The organism is Streptomyces sp. NPDC050674, from assembly GCF_040654575.1.
Taxonomy (GTDB): domain Bacteria; phylum Actinomycetota; class Actinomycetes; order Streptomycetales; family Streptomycetaceae; genus Streptomyces.
The window spans coordinates 12,801-36,375 of sequence record NZ_JBFAIG010000002.1; the positions used below are offsets into that span (position 1 = coordinate 12,801).

The following is a 23,575-nucleotide window of genomic DNA, read 5'->3' on the forward strand; positions in this document are numbered from 1 at the left end:
CGACCGGCCCCCGTGGCCGATCCGTTGCCCTTCGCGAGCCCCGCACCGTCGTCCGGTGCGGGGCTCGCGCCATGTACGGTCGGACGGACGACTCCCGGGGGGAGTGGTGCGCTGAGACGGGGGAAAAGGACGGATCATGTCGCGAGTGCCAGGGTGGCTCGGCCGGCTCGGTGCCGGGCTGACCGAGATCAGCGAGCGTTACAACGAACGCCGGGCCGAGGCCGAGCGGGAGCGGGACGACTCCGAACCTCCGGTCCTCTCCGACGAACACGTGCCGCCGCCCCCGGACTACGCGCCCGACGTCCCCGCCCGTCCCGATCCGGCACTGGCCGTGCCGTGGGGGGTGCGGGTCGCCGCCGAGGCCGGCTGGCGGCTCCTCATCCTCGCGGGCACCGTCTGGGTGCTGATGCGGATCATCAGCGCCGTCCAGCTCGTGGTGCTCTCGTTCGTGATCGCGCTGCTCATCACGGCGATACTGCAACCGACGGTGGCGCGGCTGCGCCGCCACGGCGTGCCGCGCGGACCGGCGACGGCGCTGACGGCGATGTTCGGCTTCGTCGTCATCGGCCTCATCGGCTGGTTCGTGACCTGGCAGGTCATGGAGAACATCGACGACCTCTCGGGCCAGATCCAGGACGGCATCGACGAGTTGCGGAACTGGCTGCTGAACAGCCCCTTCCACGTCACGGACAAGCAGATCAACGAGATCGCCACCAATCTGCGCGAGGCCGTCGGGGCGAACACCGACCAGATCACCTCGGCGGGGCTCGAGGGCGTCACGGTCGTCGTCGAGGCACTGACCGGGATCCTGCTGTCCGTCTTCTGCACGCTGTTCCTGCTATACGACGGCAAGCGGATCTGGGAGTGGACCCTGAAGCTGGTGCCGGCCGCCGCGCGGCCCGGGGTGGCCGGCGCCGGTCCTGCGGCCTGGCGGACGCTGACGGCCTATGTGCGGGGCACGGTCATCGTCGCCCTGATCGACGCGATCTTCATCGGGCTCGGCATCTACTTCCTCGATGTGCCGATGGCCGTGCCGCTGGCGGTGTTCATCTTCCTGTTCGCGTTCATCCCGCTGGTGGGCGCGGTGGTGTCCGGTGCGCTGGCGGTGGTCGTCGCCCTGGTCACCCAGGGGGTGTTCACGGCCGTCATGACGCTGGTGGTGGTGCTCGCCGTGCAGCAGATCGAGGGGCACATCCTCCAGCCGTTCATCCTGGGACGCGCCGTGCGCGTGCACCCGCTGGCGGTCGTGCTGTCGGTCGCGGCGGGCGGCATGGTGGCCGGGATCGGCGGTGCCGTCGTCGCGGTGCCGCTGGTGGCGGTGACGAACACGGTCGCCGGATATCTTCGGTCGTACTCGCAGAGGGCGGCGTTGCGGCACTCGGTGCGGCCCCGCGGGGCCACGGCGGTGAGCGCGGAGCCCGGCCCGGAGGCGGCCCCGGAATAGTCCCGGAGCCCCGGAACGCCCGCAGGGCCCCGCCCACCGGTTCAGGTGGGCGGGGCCCTGCGTCGTGAGACGTGCGGCCGTGCCTACTCGGCCAGGACCGCCTCGGCGTCCAGCGTGACGCCGACCGCCTGGATCACGGAGGCGATCTTGAACGCCTCCTGGATGACCTCACGGTCGAGGCCGGCCTTGCGCAGCACCTGCTCGTGCGAGTCCAGGCACATGCCACAGCCGTTGATGGCGGAGACCGCGAAGGACCACAGCTCGAAGTCGACCTTGTCGACGCCCGGGTTGCCGATGACGTTCATCCGCAGACCGGCGCGCAGCGTGCCGTACTCGTGGTCCGACAGGAGGTGACGGGTGCGGTAGAAGACGTTGTTCATCGCCATCACCGCGGCGGCGGCCTTGGCCGCCGTGTAGGCCTCCGGCGACAGGTTCGCCTTGGCCTCCGGCTCCAGTTCGCGCAGCACGATCGGGGAGCGCGAGGCGATCGCCGTCGACAGCACCGTGCCCCACAGCTGCTGGGCCGGCAGGTCGGAGTTGCCGATGACCGAGCCCAGGTTGAGCTTCAGGTCCTTGGCGTAGTCCGGTATGGCGGACTTCAGGGCGTCCAGCGACATGTCAGATCACTCCCCGGAGAGCAGCGCGACCGGGTCGAGGGTCTCGTCGCCCTTCGACCAGTTGCAGGGGCACAGCTCGTCCGTCTGGAGCGCGTCCAGGACCCGGAGGACCTCCTTCGGGTTACGGCCGACCGAGCCCGCGGTCACCATCGAGAACTGGATCTCGTTGTTCTGGTCCACGATGAACACGGCGCGCTTGGCGAAGCCGTCCTCGCCCTCGATGCCCAGCTCGCGCATCAGCTCGTGCTTGGAGTCGGCCATCATCGGGAACGGCAGGTCACGCAGGTCGTCGTGGTCCTTGCGCCAGGCGTGGTGGACGAACTCGGAGTCGCCGGAGAAGCCGAGGACCTGGGCGTCGCGGTCGGCGAACTCGTCGTTCAGCTTGCCGAAGGCGGCGATCTCGGTCGGGCACACGAAGGTGAAGTCCTTGGGCCACGCGAAGATGACCTTCCACTGACCCTCGTAGGTCTTGTGGTTGATCTGCTGGAACTCCTTGCCCTTCTCCAGCGAGACACAGGCGGTCAGGTCGAACTCGGGGAACTTGTCACCGACGGTGAGCACACATTCTCCTTGCAGCGAAGAAACACCCGGATCGCGGGCGTTTCCCATGGGTTGGACTGTGTTGATGTTGGCACAGGCTGGATTGATTACGGAAATAGCTACACTCGGTCGGGTTGATCGGAGGTAGTTATCAGTGACGGTCGGTAACAAGCGCAGGCAGCCCAGCCTGGCCCAGCTCCGGGCCTTCGCGGCGGTGGCGGAACACCTTCACTTCCGGGACGCGGCCGCGGCGATCGGCATGAGCCAGCCCGCCCTCTCGGGCGCCGTGTCGGCCCTGGAGGAGACACTCGGAGTGACGCTCCTCGAGCGTACGACGCGCAAGGTGCTGCTCTCGCCCGAGGGTGAGCGGATCGCCGTACGGGCCAAGGCGGTGCTGGCGGAGATGGGTGCCCTCATCGAGGAGGCCGAGGCGGTCCGGGCACCTTTCACCGGGGTGCTGCGGCTCGGGGTGATCCCGACGGTCGCCCCCTATCTGCTGCCGACGGTGCTGCGGCTCGTCCACGAGCGGTATCCGCAGCTCGACCTCCAGGTGCACGAGGAGCAGACCGCCAACCTGCTCGACGGCCTCGCCGCCGGACGGCTCGATCTGCTGCTGCTCGCCGTGCCGCTCGGGGTCCCGGGCGTGGTCGAACTACCGCTCTTCGACGAGGACTTCGTGCTCGTCACCCCGCTCGACCACCGGCTCGGGGGGCGGGAGGGCATTGCGCGGGACGCCCTGCGCGAGCTGAACCTGCTGCTCCTCGACGAGGGGCACTGCCTGCGCGACCAGGCCCTCGACATCTGCCGGGAGGCCGGCCGCGACGACGTGCCGGTCACCACGACCGCCGCCGGGCTGTCCACGCTGGTGCAGCTCGTGGCGGGCGGGCTCGGAGTCACCCTGCTGCCGCGCACCGCCGTCAAGGTCGAGACCTCCCGCAGCAACCAGCTCCTCACCGGGTACTTCGCCGACCCGGCCCCCGCCCGCCGGATCGCCCTGGCGATGCGGGCGGGGGCCGCGCGCGGCGCGGAGTACGAGGAACTGGCGGCCGCCCTCCGGCATGCCCTGCGACCCCTGCCCGTACGGGTACTGGACCGGCACGCCTGACGGTTCGTACGGGCGCCGGGCCGGGACGCCTGGCGGCCAGTACGGGTGCTTGGGCGCGACGCCGACGGTCCGTATGGGTGCCGCGCGGGGACGCCGGCGGCTCGTGCGGGTGTGGGACCGGTACGCCTGGCGGCTCGTACGGCTGCTTGAGCGCGGCGCTTGACGGCCTGTACGGGTGCCCGTCCAGGCCGCCGGACGGCCCGTAGGGGTGTGGGACCAGGGCGCTGACCGCCCATACGGGTGCCGCGCGGGGACGCCGGCGGCTCGTGCGGGTGTGGGACCGGTACGCCTGGCGGCTCGTACGGCTGCTTGAGCGCGGCGCTTGACGGCCTGTACGGGTGCCCGTCCAGGCCGCCGGACGGCCGGTAGGGGTGTGGGACCAGGGCGCTGACCGCCCATACGGGTGCCGCGCGGGGACGCAGGCGGCTCGTGTGGGCGCCGGGCCAGGAAGCCTGGCGGCCCGTACGGGTGCCGGACCAGGACGCCTGGCGGCCCGTACGGGTGCCGGGCCGGGACGCGACACCCGTGCGGGTGTCGGACCAGGGCGCTGACGACCCGTACGGGCTGTGCGCGACAGCGCTACTCGGTGCGCAGGCCGTCCGGCCGCATCAGCCTCAGCAGCGGCGGCAGGCTCAGCAGCGTCACCACGAGTACGACGCCCGCGCCGATGCCGGTCATCGACAGCACGCTCGGCCAGTCCACGCGGACCGACGTGTTGGTCATCCGCAGCAGGACCGCGCCCAGGGCGATGCCCACCGTCGCGGCGAGCAGCAGGCCCAGCCCGATCGGGATGGCCGTCTGCCACAGCACCGAAAGGCTGAGGGTGCGGCGCCGGGTGCCGAAGGCGACCAGGGCCGACAGCAGCCTGCGGCGTTCGCGCAACTGCTCCAGCTGCGAGACCAGCAGACTCGCCCCGATCAGCGCCAGCACGCAGGCGGAGCCGACGGACAGGCCGGTGCGGATGGTGGCGTAGCGCTCGTTGCTCTCGATGCTGTGCCAGGTCATGGGCTGGACCGTGGGGTCGAACCGCGCGGCCGTGTTGCGCACGTGGTCGTAGGCGTCCGGCACCGACGGGTCCACGCTCACGAAGAGCCGGGTGGAGGCGACCGCCGCGAGCTTCGCGGGCAGCGCGCCGGGCGTGATCAGGATGCCGCCGCGCTCGTTCCCGGTGGGGTCCTCGCGGGACCGGGCCGGACGGATGTCCTCCGGCACGGTCCAGGAGACCGCGTGGCCGTCCGAGCGGGCGCCGTCGCGGTCCGGCTCGGCCCGCAGAGCCGTGCCCGGCTCGGACAGGTGGTCACTGTCGCTGTCGTACCGCGAGCCCTTGACCGCGAAGACGTCCCCGTCGCGGCAGGAGGGGAGCGTGGCCACCTCGCGCAGCGACGCGCAGTCGGCGATGGTGATCTGGATGAAGGAGTCCTCCTGGCCCCGGTCGCGCAGATAGGCGTCGGACAGCGCGGTGACCTTGCGCACGCCCTCGGTGTCGCGGTACTTCCCGGCGACGGCCGCGGCGTCGGAACCGTCCGGCACGTCCACGCTCATCTGGGCCCGGGAGACGTCGTACCGCGATGCCGTGGTGTAGGTGCCCTCCACTCCGGCGAACAGCATCTGCAGGGCGATCGCCCCGGCCACCGCCACGGCGATGCCGTTGACCAGCCGGGCGGCCGCACCACTGCTCAACTGGAGTCTGCGCACGGCCAGTTGCCAGGCGACCCCACCCCGGCCCAGCCGGGCCACGACCGTCTCGACCACCCAGGGGAGCAGGGCCGTGACGCCCACCAGCAGGAGCATCACGCCGCCGACGACGAGGTACTGGTTGAAGGTCCCGCCGTCGTCGCCCTGCCCGATCATCGGGGAGAGCAGCGCGAGCCCGCCCAGCGGCAGCAGCAGCCGCCACCACAGCCGGCGCCGCGCCGGCTTGGCCGTGCGCACCACGCCGAGCGGCTCGATGACCACCCCGCGCAGGGCGAGGATCGTCACCAGGACCGCGGCCGCCGGCACCGCCAGTGCGACCAGGACGGCCAGCACGGGCGAGGGGTTCAGATAGCTCGGGAACACGCTGACGCGGAACACCTCGACGGAGGCCGCCAGTTGACGTCCGAGCAGGAAGAACCCGGTGCCGAGGACGAGCCCCAGCACGGAACCGGCGAGTGCCTCGCCGGCGGCGATCCGCCGGGTCATCCGGCTGTCGGAGCCGACCAGTCGCAGCGCCGCCAGCCGGCGGTCGCGCCGTTCGCCGCCGAAGCGCACGGCCGCGGCGATGAACACGGCGACCGGCATCAGCAGCACCACGAAGACGACCAGGACCAGCAGGAGCAGCACCGGGTCCCAGGCCTCGGACGACCCCAGGTCGTCGTTGCCGAAGCGGTCGATCCGGGCCCCGCCGGCGGGACCCTCCAGCACCTTCGCGAGCCCCGTGCCGCCCGCGAAATAGGCGAGTTCCTGTGAGCCGACCAGCCCCTGCTCGCCGATGGTGCCCGAGATCCGGTAGTTCAGCCGCTCCCGCAGCAGCTTGCCGTCGTCGGAGGCGAGCAGTTCCTTCAGTGCCGGGGAGACGACCATCTCGCCCGCCGCCGGGAACTTCGCGACCCCCGGGGGCAGCGGAGCCCGCGGGCCCTCCGGCTCCAGCAACCGGCCGCGCACGTCCAGGTCCCGGAACGTGGTGTCCGCGTCCAGAATGATCAGGGTGTCGTCGGCCTTCGGTATCTCCTGCTGGCCGAACGTGTGGTCGCTGCGCGCCTCCTCGCGCCGGTCCCGCTCCGCGAGCGCGTTCGGGACGGCGGTGGTGAGCAGCAGCAGCGCCACTCCGAGACCGACGCCCACGGCCGTGAGCAGCGCCCGGGTCCACCCCTCGCGTCCGCCGGCGAACGCGAACCGGGTGCCCATGGCCAGGTCCCGGCCCCACTGCCCGAGGCTCATACGACGCGCTCCATGTCACGGGACTTGCCGTCCCGTACGACGATCTCGCGGTCGGAGTACGCGGCCACCCGCGCCTCGTGCGTGACGAGCACCACGGCCGTGCTGGCGGACCGGGCGGCGTCGGTGAGCAGCTCCATCACGCGCTCGCCGTTGAACGAGTCGAGCGCACCGGTCGGTTCGTCGGCGAAGACCACCCGCGGGTTCGTCACCAGCGAGCGTGCGACGGCGACCCGCTGCCCCTGACCGCCGGACACCTCGCCGGGCCGCTTCTTGCGCAGGTCGTCGACCTCCAGCCGTTCCATCCAGGCCAGCGCGGTCCGTTCGGCGTCCTTGCGGGACGACCCGTTCAGCCGCAACGGGAGCGCGACGTTCTCCACGCAGGTCAGTTCCGGCACGAGCTGCCCGAACTGGAACACGAACCCGAACTCCGAGCGCCGCAGCGCACTGCGCTCGGCGTCGCTCATCGCGGTCACCTCACGCCCGTCGTACCTGATCGAGCCCGAGTCGGGCATGACGATCCCGGCGAGGCAGTGCAGCAGCGTCGACTTGCCCGAGCCGGACGGGCCCATCACGGCGACGACCTCGCCGGGGTGGATGGAGAACTCGGCGCCGTCGAGGGCGGTCGTCGGCCCGTAGGACTTGCGCAGGTCCTGGGCGGTGAGGAGCGAACCAGCGGGAATCGTCACCGGGCCACCGCCTCACGGAGCTTGTCCAGACGTGCCGCGGTCAGCTCCAGCCAGCGCAGGTCCGCCTCCAGGTGGAACAGCGCGTGGTCGCAGATGAGCTGGTCGGCCAGGTCGCCCTTGCGCTTGCGGTCGGTGAGGATCCGCATGCTGCGCAGGTGCTCCGAGCGCTGGGTGTCGAGGATGTCACCGGCGTCGCGGTGGGTGAGCAGCGCGAGGACGACCTTGGTGTAGAGGGTCGACTGGAGGTACGGCTCCGGCTTCTCCGGCGTGGCGAGCCAGCGCTCGACGTCGGTGATGCCGGCCTCGGTGATCGCGTACCGCTTGCGCTCGGGCCCGCCGCCCGCCTCGATGCCGTCGACTTCGACGAGACCGTTCTTCAGCAGACGGGACATCGTCGAGTAGACCTGGCCGTAGTGGAGCGGCCGGTCGTGACCGAACTTCTCGTCGAAGGCCCGCTTCAGGTCGTAACCGTGACGCGGGCCGGACTCCAGGAGCCCCAGGAGAGTGTGACCGATGGACATGCCGATGACTCTACACACCGTGTATACGCCCTGTGTATACGTCGGGTGTTCAGTTCATGGCGGGCGGTACGGCCGTGCAGGTCGGGGCCTGTTGTCACGGTTCCGCAACAGCCGTTGCGCCGGTCCGCTCAGGTGGGCGGCGGGCCCGGGGGAGAGCCCCCGGGCGACCCGGGCGGACGCCCCCTGCGGGGCAGCGGCCCGGTCTCCCGCGGCAGCCGCCCCGCCTCGGCCAGCGCCCTGCGCAGCAGGAACTCGATCTGCGCGTTGGCGGACCGCAGCTCGTCCCCGGCCCACCGCGCGAGCGCCTCGTACACCGCCGGGTCCAGCCGCAGCAGCACCTGCTTGCGCTGCTGCTGCGGCCGGCGCTGGGGGCCCGGACCTTCGTCAGGGACCGTCACTGGTAGAGGGACCCGGTGTTGAGGACCGGCTGCGCGGCACGGTCACCGCACAGCACGACCATGAGGTTGGAGACCATCGCCGCCTTCCGCTCGGAGTCCAGTTCCACGATGTCCCGCTCGGTGATGCGGGCGATCGCGGCCTCCACCATGCCCACCGCGCCGTCCACGATCTGCCGCCGCGCCGCGACCACCGCTCCGGCCTGCTGGCGCTGGAGCATCGCCGAGGCGATCTCGGGGGCGTAGGCGAGGTGCGTGAAGCGGGACTCGATGATCTGCACACCGGCCGCCTCCACGCGCGCGTGCAGTTCCACGGCGAGCTTCTCGGTGATTTCCTCGGCGTTGCCGCGCAGCGAGAGGCCGTCCTCCTCGTGGGCGTCGTAGGGGTACTCGATGGCGATGTGCCGCACGGCCGCCTCGGTCTGGGTGGAGACGAACTCGATGTAGTCGTCGACCTCGAAGGTGGCCTGGGCGGTGTCCTCGACGCGCCACACCACGACCGCGGCGAGCTCGATGGGGTTGCCGTAGGCGTCGTTGACCTTCAGGACGGCCGTCTCGTGGTTGCGTACCCGGGTCGAGATCTTGGTGCGCGAGGTGAAGGGGTTCACCCAGCGCAGACCGTCCTGCCGGATGGTGCCCCGGTACCGGCCGAAGAGCTGGACCACCCGGGCCTCGCCCGGCGCCACCATGTTCAGCCCGCACATGGCGAGGAACGCCGCCAGCGCCACCAGGATGCCGCCGATGATCAGCCCGGCCTGCGCGCCGGCCGGGTCCACCGAGGTGGCGAGCGCGATCAGCCCGGCGCCGGCCAGCAGCCCGACCAGGCCCAGCAGCAGGGCGAGGCCGCCGCCGATGCTGTGCGCGGCGAATTCCCGCACGCGAGGCGCCGGCATCTCGGGCACGTCGGCGGTGACCTGCGTGTCGTGAGTGGACATGGGTGGTCCCCCGTTCTCCTGAGAAGCTACTTCCGCATAGCTTCTGTCTAGCTAAGTGATATCACTTTTCCGCGTTCTGGCAACCCTGCGCGTGTCTCGTACGTCGGTTCCGTTGGGATGGGTGCTGATTGTCACGTCCGTAAAGGACCGGATCGGCAGCCCTATCTCTTATCTCCCGGTGTTAGCTTTCTGAGCTGACCTGAGCGGCGAACCTGTGTGACGTGTGAGCACACATGAACGAAGCGGAGCGGATCGGACCGATGGGACGAGCGGAAGAGAGACGCGCCCGACAGCGCGGTGGGCGCCGGGCGGCACCCAAGGGCCGCCGTTCGTCGGGGGCGGCCGGCAAGGGCGGCATACGCAGGCTCTTCACCTGGAAGAAGATCCTCGGCACCTTCCTGGGCCTGTGCCTGCTGGGCATGGGTGCCTTCATCGTGCTGTACATGGTGATCGACATCCCGAAGGGGAACGCCGACGCCAAGTGGCAGAGCAACGTCTACAAGTACAGCGACGGCTCCCTGCTGGGCCGTACCGGCGACCGCAACCGCGAGATCGTGGATCTGGCCGAGGTCCCCAAGCCCGTCCAGAAGACGTTCGTCGCCGCCGAGAACAAGACCTTCTACAAGGACGCCGGCGTCGACCTCAAGGGCACGGCCCGCGGTCTGCTCAACACGGTCACCGGCAAGGGCGCGCAGGGCGGATCCACGATCACCCAGCAGTACGTCAAGAACTACTACCTGACGCAGGAACAGACCGTCTCGCGCAAGCTGAAGGAACTGGTCATCTCGCTGAAGCTGGACCGGGAGAAGTCCAAGGACTACATCCTGGCCGGCTACATCAACACCAGCTACTACGGCCGGGGCGCCTACGGCATCCAGGCCGCCGCCCAGGCCTACTACCGCGAGGACGCCAAGGACCTCTCGGTCGCGAAGGGCGCCTACCTCGCGGCGCTCCTCCAGGCACCGAACCAGTACGACTGGGCCATCGCGTCCGACACCGGTAAGAAGCTGGTGAAAGCCCGCTGGAACTACGTCCTGGACAACATGGTCAAGCAGGGCTGGCTCAGCGAGTCCGAGCGCCAGGGCCTGACGTTCCCGGTCCCCGAGGAGCCGAAGGCCGACCCGAGCCTGGGAGGCCAGACCGGCTACCTGGTGAAGGCCGCCAACGCGGCGCTGGAGAAGCAGCTCGTCGCCCAGGGCACCGCCGAGGACGCCAAGCAGGCGGAGGCCATGGTCGACCAGGGCGGCTGGACCGTCACGCTCAACATCGACAAGAAGAAGCAGGCGGCGCTGGAGAAGTCCGTCCGGCAACAGCTGGACAGCAAGCTCGACCCGGCCAAGCGCAAGGTCGACGGGGACGTCCAGGCCGGCGCCGCGTCCGTGAACCCGAAGACCGGTGCCGTGGTCGCCATGTACGGCGGCCGGGACTACCTCAAGCACTACGTCAACAACGCCACCCGCACCGACTACCAGCCCGCCTCCACCTTCAAGCCGGTGATTCTCGCCGCCGCCCTGGAGGGGCAGGCCAAGACCCAGGACGGCACCCCGATCCGGGCGAACACGGTCTACGACGGCACGAGCAAGCGGCCCGTGGTGGACAACGGCGCCAAGGTGGGGTTCGCCCCGGAGAACGAGGACGACACCGACTACGGGAAGGTCACCGTCCAGACGGCGATGAACAAGTCCATCAACTCGGTCTTCGCGCAGATGGGCGTCGACGTCGGCATGCCCGAGGTGATGAAGGTCGCGGGCGAGCTCGGCATGGACACCAAGGGGCTCCAGGCGGTGCCCGCGCAGACCCTGGGCACCATGGGCGCGAGCCCGCTCCAGATGGCCGGCGTCTACGCCACCCTCGACAACCACGGCCGGAAGGTCACGCCCACGCTCCTGAAGTCCGTCGAGCACAACAGCCGCACGGTCACCATCCCGGACGCGGTCGGCGACCAGGTCATCAGCCGTGAGGCCGCCGACTCGGTCACCTCGGTGCTGACCGGCGTGGTCGACGACGGCACCGCCCAGAAGTCCGTACGGAGAAACCCCCAGCGCGACGGGCAGCAGGTCGCGGGCAAGACGGGTACGTCCGACAACAACAAGTCGGCCTGGTTCACCGGCTACACGCCGAAGCTGGTCACCTCGGTGGGCCTGTTCGGTGAGGACGCCAAGACCCACGCCCAGGTCCCGATGTACAAGGCGGCCGGCGAGCCCCGCATCAACGGCGGTGACTTCCCGGCGCAGATCTGGGCGGCGTACACCTTCGGTGTGATGGGCGAGGTCAGCAAGTTCGACCTGGACACCGAGCAGGGCGCCGCCGTCCAGCCGACGTGGACGCCGACGCCTTCGCGGACGCCGACCGAGGAGCCCTCCCAGGAGCCGACGACGAAGGAGCCGTCGTCGTCCCCGCCGCCCACGTCGGAGAAGCCGTCGTCGTCCCCGCCGCCGAGCCCGTCGACGACATCGCCCACCGCCAGCCCGCCCACGGCCCCGCCGACGACACCGCCGGGCGACGGCCGTGACCCGCTGGACCCGCTCAAACCGCGCGACGACGGATAACAGGCGGACAGCAGGCACGAGAAGGGCGCCCGGTGGACACCGGGCGCCCTTCGGCATGTCGCTGGGCGGGTCAGCCGCGGTTCAGCTCGAACCAGACCACCTTGCCCGTGCTCAGCCGGGTCGCGCCCCAGCGCCTGGCCAGCCGGTTCACCAGGTACAGCCCGCGCCCGCCCTCGTCGGTGGCGCGGGCCTGGCGCAGCCGCGGCAGCTGGGGCACGTCGTCGCCGACCTCGCAGCGCAGCACGTCGGTGCGCAGCAGCCGCAGGGTCACCGGCCTCGACGCGTACCGCACGGCGTTGGTCACGACCTCGCTGACCAGCAGCTCGACGGAGTCGCTGAGCTCCTCCAGGCCCCAGCGCTGCAACGCGCGCCGGGCCAGCCGACGGGCCCGGCCCGGGGCGGCGTCCTCCGGCTCCAGGAACCAGTACGCCACATCGCTGGGCGCGATCCCGTCGAAGCGGGCGGCGAGCAGCGCGATGTCGTCGTCCCGGTCGCCCGGGCCGAGCATGTCGAGCACCTCGTCGCACAGCGCTTCCAGGGGCGGCGGATGGTCCGGCCCGGTGAGCTGCGCGACCGCGGCGAGCTTCTCGCGCAGCTGCTCGATGCCCGTCCACACGTCACGCAGCCGGGACTCGACCAGGCCGTCGGTGTACAGCAGCAGGGTCGCTCCGGCGGGCGCGTCCAGCTCCACCGCCTCGAAGTCCACGCCGCCGACCCCGATCGGGGCGCCGGCGGGCACGCGCAGCACCTCGGCACGGCCGCCCAGGTGCAGCAGGACGGGCGGCGGATGACCGGCGTTGGCGATGGTGATGCGGTGCGATACCGGGTCGTACACGGCGTAGAGACAGGTCGCCATGCGGTCCACGCCCAGGCGCTGGGCCTGTTCGTCGAGGTGGTGCAGGACCTCCTGCGGCGGCAGATCCAGACCGGCGAGGGTCTGGGCCGTGGTGCGCAGCTGGCCCATGATCGCCGCCGAGGTCATCGAGTGGCCCATCACGTCACCGACGACCAGGGCGACCCGGCTGCCCGGCAGCGGGATCGCGTCGTACCAGTCGCCGCCGACCCGGGCCGTCTCCGCCGCCGGCAGGTAGCGGGAGGCCAGCCGCACGCCCGTCGGCCGGGGCAGCGTCTCGGGCAGCATGGTGCGCTGCAACTCGTCCGCGATGTAGGCCTCGCGGCCGTACAGCACGGCCTTGTCGATGCCGAGGGCGCTGTGCGTGGCGAGCTGGGCGGCCACGAGCAGGTCGTCCGGCTCGAAGGCGATGCGCTCGGGGCGGCGCAGGAACAGCGCGGCACCGATCACCCGGCGCCGGCCGCGCAGCGGCGCGAGAATGGCACGCTGCCCGTCCGGCACGGCGAACTCTCCGCCCTCGCCGAGCAGTTCGGGCAGGGCGGCGCGGGCCGCGGGGGCGTCGGTGAACACCGGGCGCACGCCCCGCAACACCTCGGCGAGCGCGCTGCCCGGCCGCACCTCGCACAGCTCGGCGCCGACCGACTCCAGCTCGCTCGGCTCGGGCTGCGCGGCCGGCAGGAAGCCGTTCTCCGTGTCCCGCTCCGCCGGTATCCGGTCGGTGCGGCGCAGCCGCAGCACCAGCGGGCCCATGGGCCGCTCGTCGCCGACGGGCAGCGGGTCACGCAGATACACCAGGATCGCGTCGGAGAAGGTGGGCACGGTGGCCCGGCACAGCCCCATCACGATCTCGTCGAGGTCGATGCCGCGGGCGATCCGCCGGGTGGCGGCCCCCACGAACCTGAGCCGGTCGCCGTCCCGCCGCATCGGCGTGGGCCGGCCCGGCGGCAGGCTCTGCCCGCTGCGGCGCTCGGCCCCGTCGGCGTCCACCGGCGGACGGTCCTGTCCGTCGGCCGGCTGGACCGGAATGCCCTCGGGGGCGGGGCGCGGCCGAGGCGTCTCGCGCTCGGCGGTCTGCTCGGCACCCGGCTGGGAGTGCTCGGAGGCGGGGTCGCTCACGGTGTCCTTGCCCTTGCCGAACGGCGTGGAGGTGCCCGGCTCCGACGTGCCCGGCGTGCTGTGTGCCGTCGTGACCGGAACGGTGACGTCGCCGCCGGGGCGGCCCTGTACCGGTAAGGTGCCCGCGCCCGGCGCTCGCGCCGGTGTCGGGGTGTGCACGAACGCCCCGCGGGGATCCACGGGGTCGACGCCCGGCTGGGGGCGTTCGAACGAGGTCGGCTGCTCCGTCACGCGTGTCGCATCCATCCGTCCGGGGCTGCGCGCCGCGCGCGCAGTTGGTCCCGCCGAAACTCCGATACCCGCAATACATGCCCCAGGAACGGAATTCCCGCGTGGTCAGAGGTTGTTCCTGTGCCACCGGCAGACCGGCCGCGGCCCGCGGGGCCTGCGGCGCAGGCCCTGCCGGTGTTGCCCTCGTACCCCTCGCTCACGTCCTGCCGCCCCTCGGTGACGATCGGTCAAGCCCAGCGCGTGCTCCGGTAGTTGCCGCCGCGCGCCCTTGCGGAGGACGATCCTACGTTTCTTGCCCGGGGGCGCATCAAGGGTCTCATGTGGACACATGCGCGGGCGTACGATCCCAGTCCTCCGGCAGTGACGGTACCCCCCAGGACGGATCCGGGCGCCAGCGCTGCCAGCGTTCCGAGAACGGCGGCCCCCAGTCACGGATCACCCGTACCGCCTCCCGCCCGGCAGCCCGTACCTTTTCGGCCTGTTGGTCGTCCATCAGGCCGTCCCGCCGGGCCTGGGCGAACTCGTCCTCGTCACGCCAGTGCCAACTGCGGTCGGGATGGACGGAGATGTCCAGGAAGTGGTCGACGGAGTCCACGCCGCCCGCCCAACGGGCCAGCGGCTCCTCCAGGTTCACGTACCAGTTCTTGAACTGCCAGCCCGGCTCCCAGAACAGCCACACCGACCAGGGCTCGCCGGGCCGTGCCAGCTTCAGCACGCCCGTGCCGAACCACCGGTCGCGCACCACGGTACGCGGTTTGGTGTAGCGCGACGGAAGCGGTTCCAGGTGCACCGGCGTGCCGTCGGCGAGCACCGGTTTGACGCACTCGGTGCCGGGGGCCAGCCAGACCGCGAGCAGGTCGGCGTCGTCCCGGACGACGGTGACGGGACGCGCGATGTGCACGCGCGTGCCGCCGTTCTCCCGGTAGCGCCACAGGATCCGGCTTCCCGGAGCCCAGAACCCTGCCGCACCACCCGTTTCCACGCGTCTCATCGCTCCACCGTCCGCCATGAACAGATATTAGGTGCCGTAGGCATACGACGCTGCGGCGCGTGTCACGGTTCACGCGCCGGGCACACGTCCGCCCCTGTTGTCACGGGTGCGTCATCCGCAGGACATCCAGCGCCTCGTCGAGCTGCTCGGAGGTCAGGTCCCCGCGCTCCACGTACCCGCCGTCCAGGACGACCTGACGGATCGTCTTGCGCTCGGCCAGCGCCTTCTTGGCGACCTTCGCGGCCTCCTCGTAGCCGATGTACTTGTTGAGCGGCGTGACGACCGAGGGGGAGGACTCGGCGTACTCCCGGGCCCGCTCGCGGTTCGCGGTGATGCCGTCCACGGTCCGGTCGGCCAGCAGCCGTGTCGCGTTGGCGAGCAGCCGGATCGACTCCAGCACGTTCTTCGCGATGACGGGCAGCATCACGTTGAGCTCGAAGTTGCCGGCGGCGCCCGCGGTCGCGACGGTGGCGTCGTTGCCCACGACCTGCGCGGCGACCATCAGCACGGCCTCCGGGACGACCGGGTTCACCTTGCCCGGCATGATCGAGGAACCGGGCTGGAGGTCGGGCAGGGCGATCTCGGCGAGACCCGTGCGCGGCCCGGAGGACATCCAGCGCAGGTCGTTGGCGATCTTCGTCAGCCCGACCGCGATGGTCCGCAGCTGCCCGCTGGTCTCGACGACGCCGTCCCGGGCGCCCTGTGCCTCGAAGTGGTTGCGGGCCTCGGTGAGGGGCAGCCCGGTGGCGCGGGCGACCTCCTCGATCACTGCGGCGGAGAAACCCGGCGGGGTGTTGATGCCGGTGCCGACGGCCGTACCGCCGAGCGGCAGCTCGGCGAGCCGGGGGAGCGAGGCCTCCAGACGCTCGATGCCGTACCGCACCTGGGCGGCGTACCCGCCGAACTCCTGGCCCAGCGTCACGGGCGTCGCGTCCATGAGGTGCGTCCGCCCGGACTTGACCACGTCGGCGAACTCCTCGGCCTTGCGCTCCAGGGAGGCGGCGAGATGGTCCAGGGCCGGGACGAGGTCGCGCGTCACCGCGGCGGTGGCGGCGATGTGGAGGGACGAGGGGAAGACGTCGTTGGACGACTGGGAGGCGTTGACGTGGTCGTTCGGGTGCACCGGGCGCCCGAGCCGCTCACTGGCCAGGGTGGCGATGACCTCGTTGGTGTTCATGTTGGACGAGGTCCCCGACCCGGTCTGGAACACGTCCACCGGGAAGTGCTCGTCCCACCTGCCCTCCGCGACCTCTCCGGCCGCCTCCTGGATCGCCTGGGCGATGTCCTTGTCCAGAACTCCCAGCTCGGCGTTGACCTTGGCCGCCGCGCCCTTGATCCGGGCCAGCGCCTCGATGTGCGCGCGCTCGATGCGCTGTCCGGAGACCGGGAAGTTCTCCACCGCCCGCTGGGTCTGGGCGCGCCACTTGGCGTGGGCGGGCACCCGCACCTCGCCCATGGAGTCGTGCTCGGTGCGGTACTCGGTCCTGTCCTGCTCGTCGGTCATCGACGATCACCTCCACGTGTCACAGCGTCAGCGCCGCGACCACTGTTCCCCGTGGAGGCGAATCGTCACCGCCGGTGTCAGGCGAGTCCGGGACCCCGTACCGGAATGGACGTGAACGTCGGGGCCGGTGCCGGGTCCTGGAAGAAGTCGTTGCCCTTGTCGTCGACCACGATGAAGGCCGGGAAGTCCTCGACCTCGATCTTCCAGACGGCCTCCATGCCGAGCTCCTCGTACTCGACGACCTCGACCTTCTTGATGCAGTCCTGCGCCAGGCGCGCGGCCGGGCCGCCGATGGAGCCCAGGTAGAAGCCGCCGTGGGTGTCGCACGCGTCGGTGACCTGCTTGCTGCGGTTGCCCTTGGCGAGCATCACCTTGGAGCCGCCCGCCGCCTGGAACTGCTCCACGTAGGAGTCCATCCGGCCGGCCGTGGTCGGGCCGAAGGAGCCCGACGCGTAGCCCTCGGGCGTCTTGGCGGGGCCCGCGTAGTACACCGGGTGGTCCTTCAGGTACTGCGGCATCTCCTCGCCCGCGTCCAGCCGCTCCTTGATCTTGGCGTGGGCGATGTCGCGCGCCACGACCAGCGGGCCGGTCAGGGACAGGCGGGTCTTCACCGGGTACTTGGTCAGCTCGGCCAGGATGTCGTCCATCGGCTGGTTGAGGTCGATCCTGACCACGTCGCCGTCGGCGTCGAGCTGCTCGTCCGTCGTCTCCGGCAGGAAGCGCGCCGGGTCCGTCTCCAGCTGCTCGAGGAAGACGCCCTCGGCGGTGATCTTCGCGACGGCCTGGCGGTCGGCGGAGCAGGACACCGCGATCGCCACCGGGCAGGACGCGCCGTGCCGGGGCAGGCGCACCACGCGCACGTCGTGGCAGAAGTACTTGCCGCCGAACTGCGCGCCGATGCCGATCTTCTGCGTCAGCTCGAAGACCTTCTGCTCCAGCTCCTTGTCCCGGAAGCCGTGCCCGAGCTCGGAGCCCTCGGCGGGGATCTCGTCCAGGTAGTGCGCGGAGGCGTACTTGGCCGTCTTCAGCGCGTACTCGGCGGACGTGCCGCCGACCACGATCGCGAGGTGGTAGGGCGGGCAGGCCGCCGTACCGAGCGAACGGATCTTCTCCTCCAGGAACTTCATCATGGAGGACTCGTTCAGGACGGCCTTCGTCTCCTGGTACAGGAACGACTTGTTGGCCGAGCCGCCGCCCTTGGCCATGAACAGGAACTTGTAGGCGCCGCCGTCGGCCGCGTACAGCTCGATCTGCGCGGGGAGGTTGGAGCCGGTGTTCTTCTCCTCCCACATGGTGAGCGGAGCCATCTGCGAGTAGCGCAGGTTGAGGTTCTGGTACGCGTCGTAGATGCCGCGGCTCAGGGCCTCCTCGTCGCGGCCGCGCGTCAGCACGTTCTGGCCGCGCTTGCCCATGACGATCGCCGTGCCGGTGTCCTGGCACATGGGCAGCACGCCGGCCGCCGCGATGTTGGCGTTCTTCAGCAGGTCCAGCGCCACGAACTTGTCGTTGCCCGACGCCTCGGGGTCGTCGATGATCCGGCGCAGCTGCGCGAGGTGGGCCGGGCGCAGGTAGTGCTGGATGTCGTGGATGGCCTCCTCGGCGAGCTTGCGCAGCGCCTCCGGCTCCACCTGGAGGAAGGTGCGCCCGTCCGGCCCCTCGACCGTGGAGACACCCTCGGAGGTCACCAGCCGGTAGGGGGTGGTGTCCTCTCCCTGGGGGAGCAGATCGGTGTACGCGAACTCAGGCATCTCAGCCCATTCCTCACTCGACGGACGGCGGCCCGCCTCCGTTGGCGGGCGCCCACCAGCGTAGAACCTGCCGCCGACGGCGGGCTTGTGAGGTAAGGCTCAGTTCGTCACACTCGGCCCGCGAACCGGGGGTGTCGCGATCTATCGTGTTTCGGTACGCTGCCGTCGTGGACCTTCACCAGCAGGACCAGAAGCCGGCCCTTCAGCAGCAGGAGCCCGCCGTCTCCGCGCTGCCCGCCTCGGACGCCGAGCGCGACCGCATCGCCGACGTCCTCCACGACGCCCTGGCCGAGGGCCGCCTCACCGCGGACGAGCACGCCGAGCGCGTCGAGGGGGTGCTGCGCGCCAAGACGGTCGGCGAACTGGAGGTCTTCATCCGGGACCTGCCCGCCGCCCACCGCCGGGGCCCCGGCCTCTCCCACGCACCGGCTCCCCAGCGCCCCACGGCCGGCGCCATCCCGATCGACCCGGACGACAACGTGGTCGCGGTGTTCAGCAGCGCCGTCCGCAAGGGCCGCTGGCGCGCGGGCCGCCGCATCCACGCGTACGCGATCTTCGGCAGTGTCGAGATCGACCTCAGTGAGGCCCTCTTCGACCACCAGCAGGTGGTGGTCAAGTCGTTCGCGGTCTTCGGCAGCGTCGACATCCGCGTCCCGGAGAACGTGTCGCTGCGCGGCATGGGCGGCGGGGTCCTCGGCAGCTTCGAGGTGGCCACCCTCGACTCGGGCGAACCGGAGGCCCCCATCGTCTACGTCGACGGCTGGGCCGTGCTGGGCAGCGTCGAGGCGCGGCCCCGGCGCGGCAAGGTCGTCGCGGACATCATGGACCGGGTGCAGCGCAAGGTCGACAGGGGTTTGCGCAAACACCTGGGCCATTGACAGTCGCGAACCCTCCGTGCCCGGCGGTTCGGAACTCAGTGCATAGGCGCGCGTACAGCGGGTAGGCCTTGCTGCATCGTCTCTCGCTCGCGAAGCCGTCGTCAGGAGTAGACCGTGCTGCAACCGCCGCATTCGTCCGTGCAGGTAGCTGCCGTTCCGGCCCCGCGGGTGCCAGCGCGAGACAGGGACCAAGACGCCCCGTGGCACACCGAGGCGGTGTGCCGGCGAGACGAGGCAGGCCTGTTCTTCGCTCCCTCCAAGGAGCCGACCGCCGCGAGGCTGTCCCGGGAGGAAGCGGCGAAACGGGTCTGTGCCCGCTGCCCGGTGATGGTCGAGTGCCGTGAACACGCCCTGCTCCAGCCCGAGCCCTACGGCGTCTGGGGCGGCCTCACGGCGGCGGAGCGCCGCGTGGTCCTGGCCCGGCGCCGCCGCCGGGACATGGAGCTGAAGAAGACGGCCCGCCCCGCGAATCAGATAGCGGCGGCGGGCTGACGGTCCGGCGGCACGAGAAGGGCGCCCCCACCGCACCGGGGACGCCCTTTCGTTGTGCCGGTCCGCTTCTGCCCGGGGTCACTTCCCCTTGTCGAAGTCGATCGCGCTGTAGGCACGCAGCTTGCTCAGCCGGTGCTCGGAGGAGATCCGGCGCACCGTGCCCGACCGCGACCGCATGACGATCGAGTCGGTCGTGGCGGTCTCCGCCCGGTAGCGGACCCCCCGCAGCAGCTCGCCGTCGGTGATGCCGGTGGCCACGAAGAACACGTTCTCGCCGGTGACCAGGTCCTCGGTCGTCAGCACGCGGTCGAGATCATGTCCCGCGTCGATCGCCCGCTGCCGCTCCTCGTCGTCCTTGGGCCACAGCTTGCCCTGGATCGTGCCGCCCAGGCACTTCACCGCGCAGGCCGAGATGATGCCCTCGGGCGTACCGCCAATGCCGAGCAGCAGGTCGACGCCGGTGCCCTCCCGCAGTGCCAGGATCGAGCCGGCCACATCGCCGTCGGAGATCAGCCTGATGCGCGCGCCGGTCTCCCGGATCTCCTTGATGATGCCCTCGTGCCGGGGGCGGTCGAGGATCACCACCGTCACGTCCTCCGGCGCGGACCGCTTGGCCTTGGCGACCCGGCGGATGTTCACCGACACCGGGGCGTTGATGTCGACGAAGTCGGCCGCCTCGGGACCGGTGACGAGCTTGTCCATGTAGAAGACGGCGGACGGGTCGAACATCGACCCGCGCTCGGCGGCGGCCAGCACCGCGATCGCGTTCGTCATGCCCTTCGCGGTCAGCGTGGTGCCGTCGATCGGGTCGACGGCGATGTCGCACTCGGGCCCGGTGCCGTCGCCCACGCGCTCCCCGTTGAACAGCATCGGGGCTTCGTCCTTCTCGCCCTCGCCGATCACGACGACGCCGTTCATCGAGACGGTGGAGACGAGGGTGCGCATGGCGCGCACCGCGGCACCGTCGGCGCCGTTCTTGTCACCCCGCCCGACCCAACGGCCCGCGGCCATCGCCGCCGCCTCGGTGACCCGGACCAGTTCCAGGGCGAGGTTGCGGTCGGGGGCCTCGGAGGGCACATCGAGTTCGGTCGGCAAGTGATGGTGCTCGGTCATCGGAGCGCACCTTTCTGTACGACGACGGCCGGATGAGGGTGTTGTCGCACGACTCTATCTCCGTGTCGCCAAAATGAGCAGGGGCCCCCACGGATGAGCGCGGCAGGGACCTGCGACGATAGGGGGCGTGGCAGGCGAGAACGGCAAGCAGAAGACGGCGCGGGACATGATCCTCTCCATGGGAGTCATCGTCCTGGTGGCGGGCTTCGTGTACCTCTTCATCCCGCACGACGACAGCGCGCCCGACGTGAAGGCCGTCGACTACCGGGTCGAGCTGCTCACGGCACGCCGTGCCGCCTCGTACCCCGTGGCCGCCCCCGAAGGGCTGCCCGCCACGTGGAAGGCCACCTCCGTCCGCTTCCAGGGGGACAAGTTCGACGCCTGGCACCTCGGCTTCCACGACCCCGAGGGGGAGTACGTGGCGGTCGAGCAGTCCACTCAGCGGCGCCCGGTCTTCCTCGACGAGGCGACGCAGGGCGCGCGGGAGACCGGCAGGACCGAGAAGATCGACGGCCGGACGTGGACCCGCTACGAGGGCGGCCGGTACGACGCGCTGGTCCTGGAGGGCACCAAGGGCGCGACGACGGTCGTGACGGGCACCGCGTCGTTCGCGCAGCTGACGAAGATGGCAGGGGCGCTGGAGACGAAGTGAGCCCATGACGAAGGCCCCCGGCGCGTGTGCCGGGGGCCTTCGTCATGCGTCGTGTCCGTCGGTCAGACGGTGGTGACGACCTGGTCGAAGTCCAGTCGCGGGGAACGCGGGTGCCAGGCGTCCGGGCCCGGGCGGCCGATGTTGACGACCATCAGCGGGGTGTGGTCGTCGTCGAGGAACTCCTTGCGGACACCCTCGAAGTCGAAGCCGGTCATCGGGCCGGCGGCGAGACCGGCGGCGCGCACGCCGACGATGAAGTACGCGGCCTGCAGGGCGGCGTTCATCGCGGCGGCGCTCTCACGCGCGGGGCGCTCGGCGAAGAAGGCGTCCTTGGCCTGCGGGAAGGCCGGGAACAGGTGCGGCAGCTCCTCGTGGAACTCGTTGTCCGCGGAGAGGATCGCCACCAGCGGGGCGCTCGCCGTCTTGGCCCGGTTGCCTTCGGCCATGTGCGCGACCAGGCGCTCGCGGGCCTCGGCGGAGCGGACCAGGGTGATGCGCAGCGGGGTCTGGTTGAAGGCGGTCGGACCGTACTTGACCAGGTCGTAGATCGCCTGCACCTGCTCGTCGGTCACCGGCTCGTCGGTGAACGTGTTGGCGGTGCGGGCCTCGCGGAAGAGCAGGTCCTGGGCGGCGGGGTCAAGAACGAGGGACATCGATGCACTTTCTCGCGGCTGGTCCGGAAGATCGGCTGACGTCTCCGACCGTACGCGAATGAAGTTCAACGTTCAACTAAGGTGAGGGTGTCGTACGTCACCCCGAACCGCACCCGGTCCCGGCTACTGCGTGTCCTCGTCCTCCGCGGCCTCCTCCGCCAGCGCCGCGTCCAGCCGCGCCCGGGCCCCGTCGAGCCAGCGACGGCACACCTTGGCCAGCTCCTCGCCCCGCTCCCAGAGCGCGAGGGACTCCTCCAGCGTCGTACCGCCCGCCTCCAGACGCCGGACGACCTCGATCAGCTCGTCCCGCGCCTGCTCGTACCCGAGCGCCTCGCTCATGCCCGGTGCCTCATCAACCTCGCTGGTCATCCACCCACCCTATGTGTCCACTCGTACGGAGAACTCACCCTCGGAGACCCGGGCCCGCAGGGCCTGTCCGGCCTCCACCTCGCCGGGGTCGCGGACCGCGTGCCCGTCCGCCCTCTGCAACACGGCGTACCCGCGCTTCAGGGTCGCGGCGGGGGAGAGGGCCACCACGCGCGCGTGCGTGTGCGTCAGCTCCGAGTCGGCCCGGTCCAGCTGGTGCCGCAGACAGCGCCGGCCCCGGTCGAGCAGGTTCGCCACCTGGTCGGCCCGCTCGTCGATCATCCGGTGCGGATCCTCTATCGACGGCCGCGCCAGCGCGTGCGCCAGCCCCCGCTCCTCCCGCTCCACGATCGCCGCCACACACCGCCGCGCCCGGTCCCGCAGCTGCCGCACCCGCTCGTACTCCTCGCCGACGTCCGGCACGACCTTCTTCGCGGCATCGGTCGGGGTGGAGGCGCGCAGATCCGCGACGTGGTCCAGCAGTGGGTTGTCCGGCTCGTGCCCGATGGCGGACACCACGGGCGTACGGCACTGCGCGACCGTCCGGATCAACTGCTCGTCGGAGAACGGCAGCAGGTCCTCCACGCTGCCACCGCCCCGGGCGACGATGATCACGTCCACGTCGTCCAGCGCGTCGAGCTCCTTCACCGCCTGCACGACCTGCGGCACGGCGTGCACACCCTGCACCGCGACGTTGCGCACCTCGAAGCGGACGGCGGGCCAGCGGTGCCGGGCGTTCTCCAGCACGTCCCGCTCGGCCGCCGAGGCCCGGCCGCAGACCAGCCCGACCAGCTGCGGCAGGAACGGCAGCGGCTTCTTGCGCTCCGGCGCGAACAGCCCCTCGCGCGCCAGGGCCTTCTTCAGCTGCTCCAGCCGGGCCAGCAGCTCCCCGACGCCCACCGGCCGTATCTCGGCGGCCCGCAGCGACAGCTGGCCCCGCGGGGCGTACCACTCGGGCTTCGCCAGGACGACCACCCGGGCGCCCTCGCTCACCACGTCCGCGACGGCGTCGAACACCTGCCGGTAGCAGGTGACGCTCACGGAGATGTCGTACGACGGGTCCCGCAGCGTCAGGAACACCACACCGGCACCCGGGCGCCGCGACAACTGCGTGATCTGCCCCTCGACCCACACCGCCCCGAGCCGGTCGATCCAGCCCCCGATGAGCCGCGACACCTCGCCGACGGGCAGCGGGGCTTCCGGAGTCGTGTTCACAGCCATGCCCGCGAGAGTAGTGGGCGGCACCGACAACCCGGCTCAGCCGCCC

The 23,575-nt window shown here is 71.1% G+C and carries 21 protein-coding genes; 6 read left to right on the forward strand and 15 right to left on the reverse strand.

The window, feature by feature from the left end:
- Positions 1 to 136: 136 nt before the first annotated feature.
- On the forward strand, positions 137 to 1,444 hold the full coding sequence (locus AB0I06_RS03370) for an AI-2E family transporter (RefSeq protein WP_363117045.1): 1,308 nt from the start codon (positions 137 to 139) through the stop codon (positions 1,442 to 1,444).
- An 83-nt stretch (positions 1,445 to 1,527) separates the two neighbouring features.
- On the opposite strand, the gene AB0I06_RS03375 is transcribed toward AB0I06_RS03370, so the two are convergent.
- Complete coding sequence (locus AB0I06_RS03375; protein WP_361301283.1) at positions 1,528 to 2,061, reverse strand: alkyl hydroperoxide reductase; 534 nt, start codon at positions 2,059 to 2,061, stop codon at positions 1,528 to 1,530.
- Positions 2,062 to 2,067: 6 nt separating this feature from the next.
- On the reverse strand, positions 2,068 to 2,622 hold the full coding sequence (locus tag AB0I06_RS03380) for a peroxiredoxin (RefSeq protein WP_363117046.1): 555 nt from the start codon (positions 2,620 to 2,622) through the stop codon (positions 2,068 to 2,070).
- Positions 2,623 to 2,755: 133 nt separating this feature from the next.
- On the opposite strand from AB0I06_RS03380, the gene AB0I06_RS03385 reads away from it, so the two are divergent.
- Positions 2,756 to 3,706, forward strand: coding sequence for a LysR substrate-binding domain-containing protein (locus AB0I06_RS03385; RefSeq protein WP_363117047.1), 951 nt, complete (start codon positions 2,756 to 2,758; stop codon positions 3,704 to 3,706).
- A gap of 579 nt (positions 3,707 to 4,285) precedes the next feature.
- Here AB0I06_RS03385 and AB0I06_RS03390 read toward each other — a convergent pair.
- The 5 genes from AB0I06_RS03390 to AB0I06_RS03410 all read right to left on the reverse strand — a co-directional run bounded on the left by AB0I06_RS03390 (position 4,286) and on the right by AB0I06_RS03410 (position 9,162).
- On the reverse strand, positions 4,286 to 6,625 hold the full coding sequence (locus AB0I06_RS03390) for an FtsX-like permease family protein (RefSeq protein ID WP_363117048.1): 2,340 nt from the start codon (positions 6,623 to 6,625) through the stop codon (positions 4,286 to 4,288).
- Positions 6,622 to 7,311 (reverse strand): ABC transporter ATP-binding protein, encoded by a 690-nt coding sequence (locus AB0I06_RS03395; RefSeq protein WP_363117049.1) that lies wholly within the window; start codon positions 7,309 to 7,311, stop codon positions 6,622 to 6,624. Before AB0I06_RS03395 ends, AB0I06_RS03390 begins: the two co-directional genes overlap by 4 nt.
- Positions 7,308 to 7,832, reverse strand: a complete 525-nt coding sequence (locus tag AB0I06_RS03400; RefSeq protein WP_363117050.1) for a PadR family transcriptional regulator — start codon at positions 7,830 to 7,832, stop codon at positions 7,308 to 7,310. The genes AB0I06_RS03395 and AB0I06_RS03400 overlap by 4 nt, the downstream gene beginning before the upstream one ends.
- Positions 7,833 to 7,960: 128 nt before the next feature.
- Positions 7,961 to 8,230, reverse strand: a complete 270-nt coding sequence (locus AB0I06_RS03405; protein ID WP_298571424.1) for a hypothetical protein — start codon at positions 8,228 to 8,230, stop codon at positions 7,961 to 7,963.
- Entirely contained in the window at positions 8,227 to 9,162 is a 936-nt protein-coding gene (locus AB0I06_RS03410) for an SPFH domain-containing protein (RefSeq protein ID WP_363117051.1), read from the reverse strand. The genes AB0I06_RS03405 and AB0I06_RS03410 overlap by 4 nt, the downstream gene beginning before the upstream one ends.
- A 260-nt stretch (positions 9,163 to 9,422) precedes the next feature.
- Between AB0I06_RS03410 and AB0I06_RS03415 the strand changes: the two genes are divergently transcribed.
- Positions 9,423 to 11,711, forward strand: a complete 2,289-nt coding sequence (locus tag AB0I06_RS03415) for a transglycosylase domain-containing protein (protein WP_363117052.1) — start codon at positions 9,423 to 9,425, stop codon at positions 11,709 to 11,711.
- 70 nt (positions 11,712 to 11,781) lie between these two features.
- On the opposite strand, the gene AB0I06_RS03420 is transcribed toward AB0I06_RS03415, so the two are convergent.
- From AB0I06_RS03420 to AB0I06_RS03435, 4 genes are all read right to left on the reverse strand, one after another.
- Positions 11,782 to 13,926: a SpoIIE family protein phosphatase gene (locus tag AB0I06_RS03420; protein WP_363117053.1), complete on the reverse strand. Its 2,145-nt coding sequence runs from the start codon at positions 13,924 to 13,926 to the stop codon at positions 11,782 to 11,784.
- A 301-nt stretch (positions 13,927 to 14,227) separates the two neighbouring features.
- Complete coding sequence (locus AB0I06_RS03425; protein WP_363117054.1) at positions 14,228 to 14,920, reverse strand: DUF402 domain-containing protein; 693 nt, start codon at positions 14,918 to 14,920, stop codon at positions 14,228 to 14,230.
- Positions 14,921 to 15,002: 82 nt separating this feature from the next.
- Positions 15,003 to 16,406: a class II fumarate hydratase gene (locus AB0I06_RS03430; protein WP_363117055.1), complete on the reverse strand. Its 1,404-nt coding sequence runs from the start codon at positions 16,404 to 16,406 to the stop codon at positions 15,003 to 15,005.
- Between the two features lie 77 nt (positions 16,407 to 16,483).
- Complete coding sequence (locus AB0I06_RS03435; RefSeq protein ID WP_363117056.1) at positions 16,484 to 18,154, reverse strand: fumarate hydratase; 1,671 nt, start codon at positions 18,152 to 18,154, stop codon at positions 16,484 to 16,486.
- Between the two features lie 230 nt (positions 18,155 to 18,384).
- On the opposite strand from AB0I06_RS03435, the gene AB0I06_RS03440 reads away from it, so the two are divergent.
- Together AB0I06_RS03440 and AB0I06_RS03445 are read left to right on the forward strand one after the other, a co-directional pair.
- On the forward strand, positions 18,385 to 19,032 hold the full coding sequence (locus AB0I06_RS03440) for a DUF1707 domain-containing protein (protein WP_363117674.1): 648 nt from the start codon (positions 18,385 to 18,387) through the stop codon (positions 19,030 to 19,032).
- A gap of 114 nt (positions 19,033 to 19,146) precedes the next feature.
- Positions 19,147 to 19,524, forward strand: coding sequence for a WhiB family transcriptional regulator (locus tag AB0I06_RS03445; protein WP_031103048.1), 378 nt, complete (start codon positions 19,147 to 19,149; stop codon positions 19,522 to 19,524).
- Positions 19,525 to 19,602: 78 nt separating this feature from the next.
- On the opposite strand, the gene glpX is transcribed toward AB0I06_RS03445, so the two are convergent.
- Positions 19,603 to 20,637 carry a class II fructose-bisphosphatase gene (gene glpX / locus AB0I06_RS03450; RefSeq protein WP_363117057.1) on the reverse strand — a complete coding sequence of 345 codons (1,035 nt, stop codon included), beginning with the start codon at positions 20,635 to 20,637 and terminating at the stop codon, positions 19,603 to 19,605.
- 127 nt (positions 20,638 to 20,764) lie between these two features.
- On the opposite strand from glpX, the gene AB0I06_RS03455 reads away from it, so the two are divergent.
- On the forward strand, positions 20,765 to 21,289 hold the full coding sequence (locus tag AB0I06_RS03455; protein ID WP_363117058.1) for a DUF4245 domain-containing protein: 525 nt from the start codon (positions 20,765 to 20,767) through the stop codon (positions 21,287 to 21,289).
- Between the two features lie 62 nt (positions 21,290 to 21,351).
- Here the strand turns inward: AB0I06_RS03455 and AB0I06_RS03460 are convergent, their stop codons facing one another.
- The 3 genes from AB0I06_RS03460 to xseA form a co-directional block, all read right to left on the reverse strand.
- The gene (locus tag AB0I06_RS03460; protein WP_363117059.1) at positions 21,352 to 21,942 is read right to left on the reverse strand and encodes a malonic semialdehyde reductase; all 591 of its coding nucleotides are present in this window, start codon (positions 21,940 to 21,942) and stop codon (positions 21,352 to 21,354) included.
- A 123-nt stretch (positions 21,943 to 22,065) separates the two neighbouring features.
- Positions 22,066 to 22,311: an exodeoxyribonuclease VII small subunit gene (locus AB0I06_RS03465; protein WP_363117060.1), complete on the reverse strand. Its 246-nt coding sequence runs from the start codon at positions 22,309 to 22,311 to the stop codon at positions 22,066 to 22,068.
- A 9-nt stretch (positions 22,312 to 22,320) separates the two neighbouring features.
- Positions 22,321 to 23,529: an exodeoxyribonuclease VII large subunit gene (gene xseA, locus AB0I06_RS03470; protein ID WP_363117061.1), complete on the reverse strand. Its 1,209-nt coding sequence runs from the start codon at positions 23,527 to 23,529 to the stop codon at positions 22,321 to 22,323.
- Between the last annotated feature and the right edge of the window lie 46 nt (positions 23,530 to 23,575).

Bases quoted from the DNA above. Each gene is read 5' to 3' on its own strand.
- AB0I06_RS03370 (WP_363117045.1), top strand. From the start codon at position 137: ATGTCGCGAGTGCCAGGGTGGCTCGGCCGGCTCGGTGCCGGGCTGACC.
- AB0I06_RS03375 (WP_361301283.1), bottom strand. From the start codon at position 2,061: ATGTCGCTGGACGCCCTGAAGTCCGCCATACCGGACTACGCCAAGGAC.
- AB0I06_RS03390 (WP_363117048.1), bottom strand. From the start codon at position 6,625: ATGAGCCTCGGGCAGTGGGGCCGGGACCTGGCCATGGGCACCCGGTTC.
- AB0I06_RS03400 (WP_363117050.1), bottom strand. From the start codon at position 7,832: ATGTCCATCGGTCACACTCTCCTGGGGCTCCTGGAGTCCGGCCCGCGT.
- AB0I06_RS03410 (WP_363117051.1), bottom strand. From the start codon at position 9,162: ATGTCCACTCACGACACGCAGGTCACCGCCGACGTGCCCGAGATGCCG.
- AB0I06_RS03415 (WP_363117052.1), top strand. From the start codon at position 9,423: ATGGGACGAGCGGAAGAGAGACGCGCCCGACAGCGCGGTGGGCGCCGG.
- AB0I06_RS03420 (WP_363117053.1), bottom strand. From the start codon at position 13,926: ATGGATGCGACACGCGTGACGGAGCAGCCGACCTCGTTCGAACGCCCC.
- AB0I06_RS03425 (WP_363117054.1), bottom strand. From the start codon at position 14,920: ATGGCGGACGGTGGAGCGATGAGACGCGTGGAAACGGGTGGTGCGGCA.
- AB0I06_RS03430 (WP_363117055.1), bottom strand. From the start codon at position 16,406: ATGACCGACGAGCAGGACAGGACCGAGTACCGCACCGAGCACGACTCC.
- AB0I06_RS03435 (WP_363117056.1), bottom strand. From the start codon at position 18,154: ATGCCTGAGTTCGCGTACACCGATCTGCTCCCCCAGGGAGAGGACACC.
- glpX (WP_363117057.1), bottom strand. From the start codon at position 20,637: ATGACCGAGCACCATCACTTGCCGACCGAACTCGATGTGCCCTCCGAG.
- AB0I06_RS03460 (WP_363117059.1), bottom strand. From the start codon at position 21,942: ATGTCCCTCGTTCTTGACCCCGCCGCCCAGGACCTGCTCTTCCGCGAG.
- AB0I06_RS03465 (WP_363117060.1), bottom strand. From the start codon at position 22,311: ATGACCAGCGAGGTTGATGAGGCACCGGGCATGAGCGAGGCGCTCGGG.
- xseA (WP_363117061.1), bottom strand. From the start codon at position 23,529: ATGGCTGTGAACACGACTCCGGAAGCCCCGCTGCCCGTCGGCGAGGTG.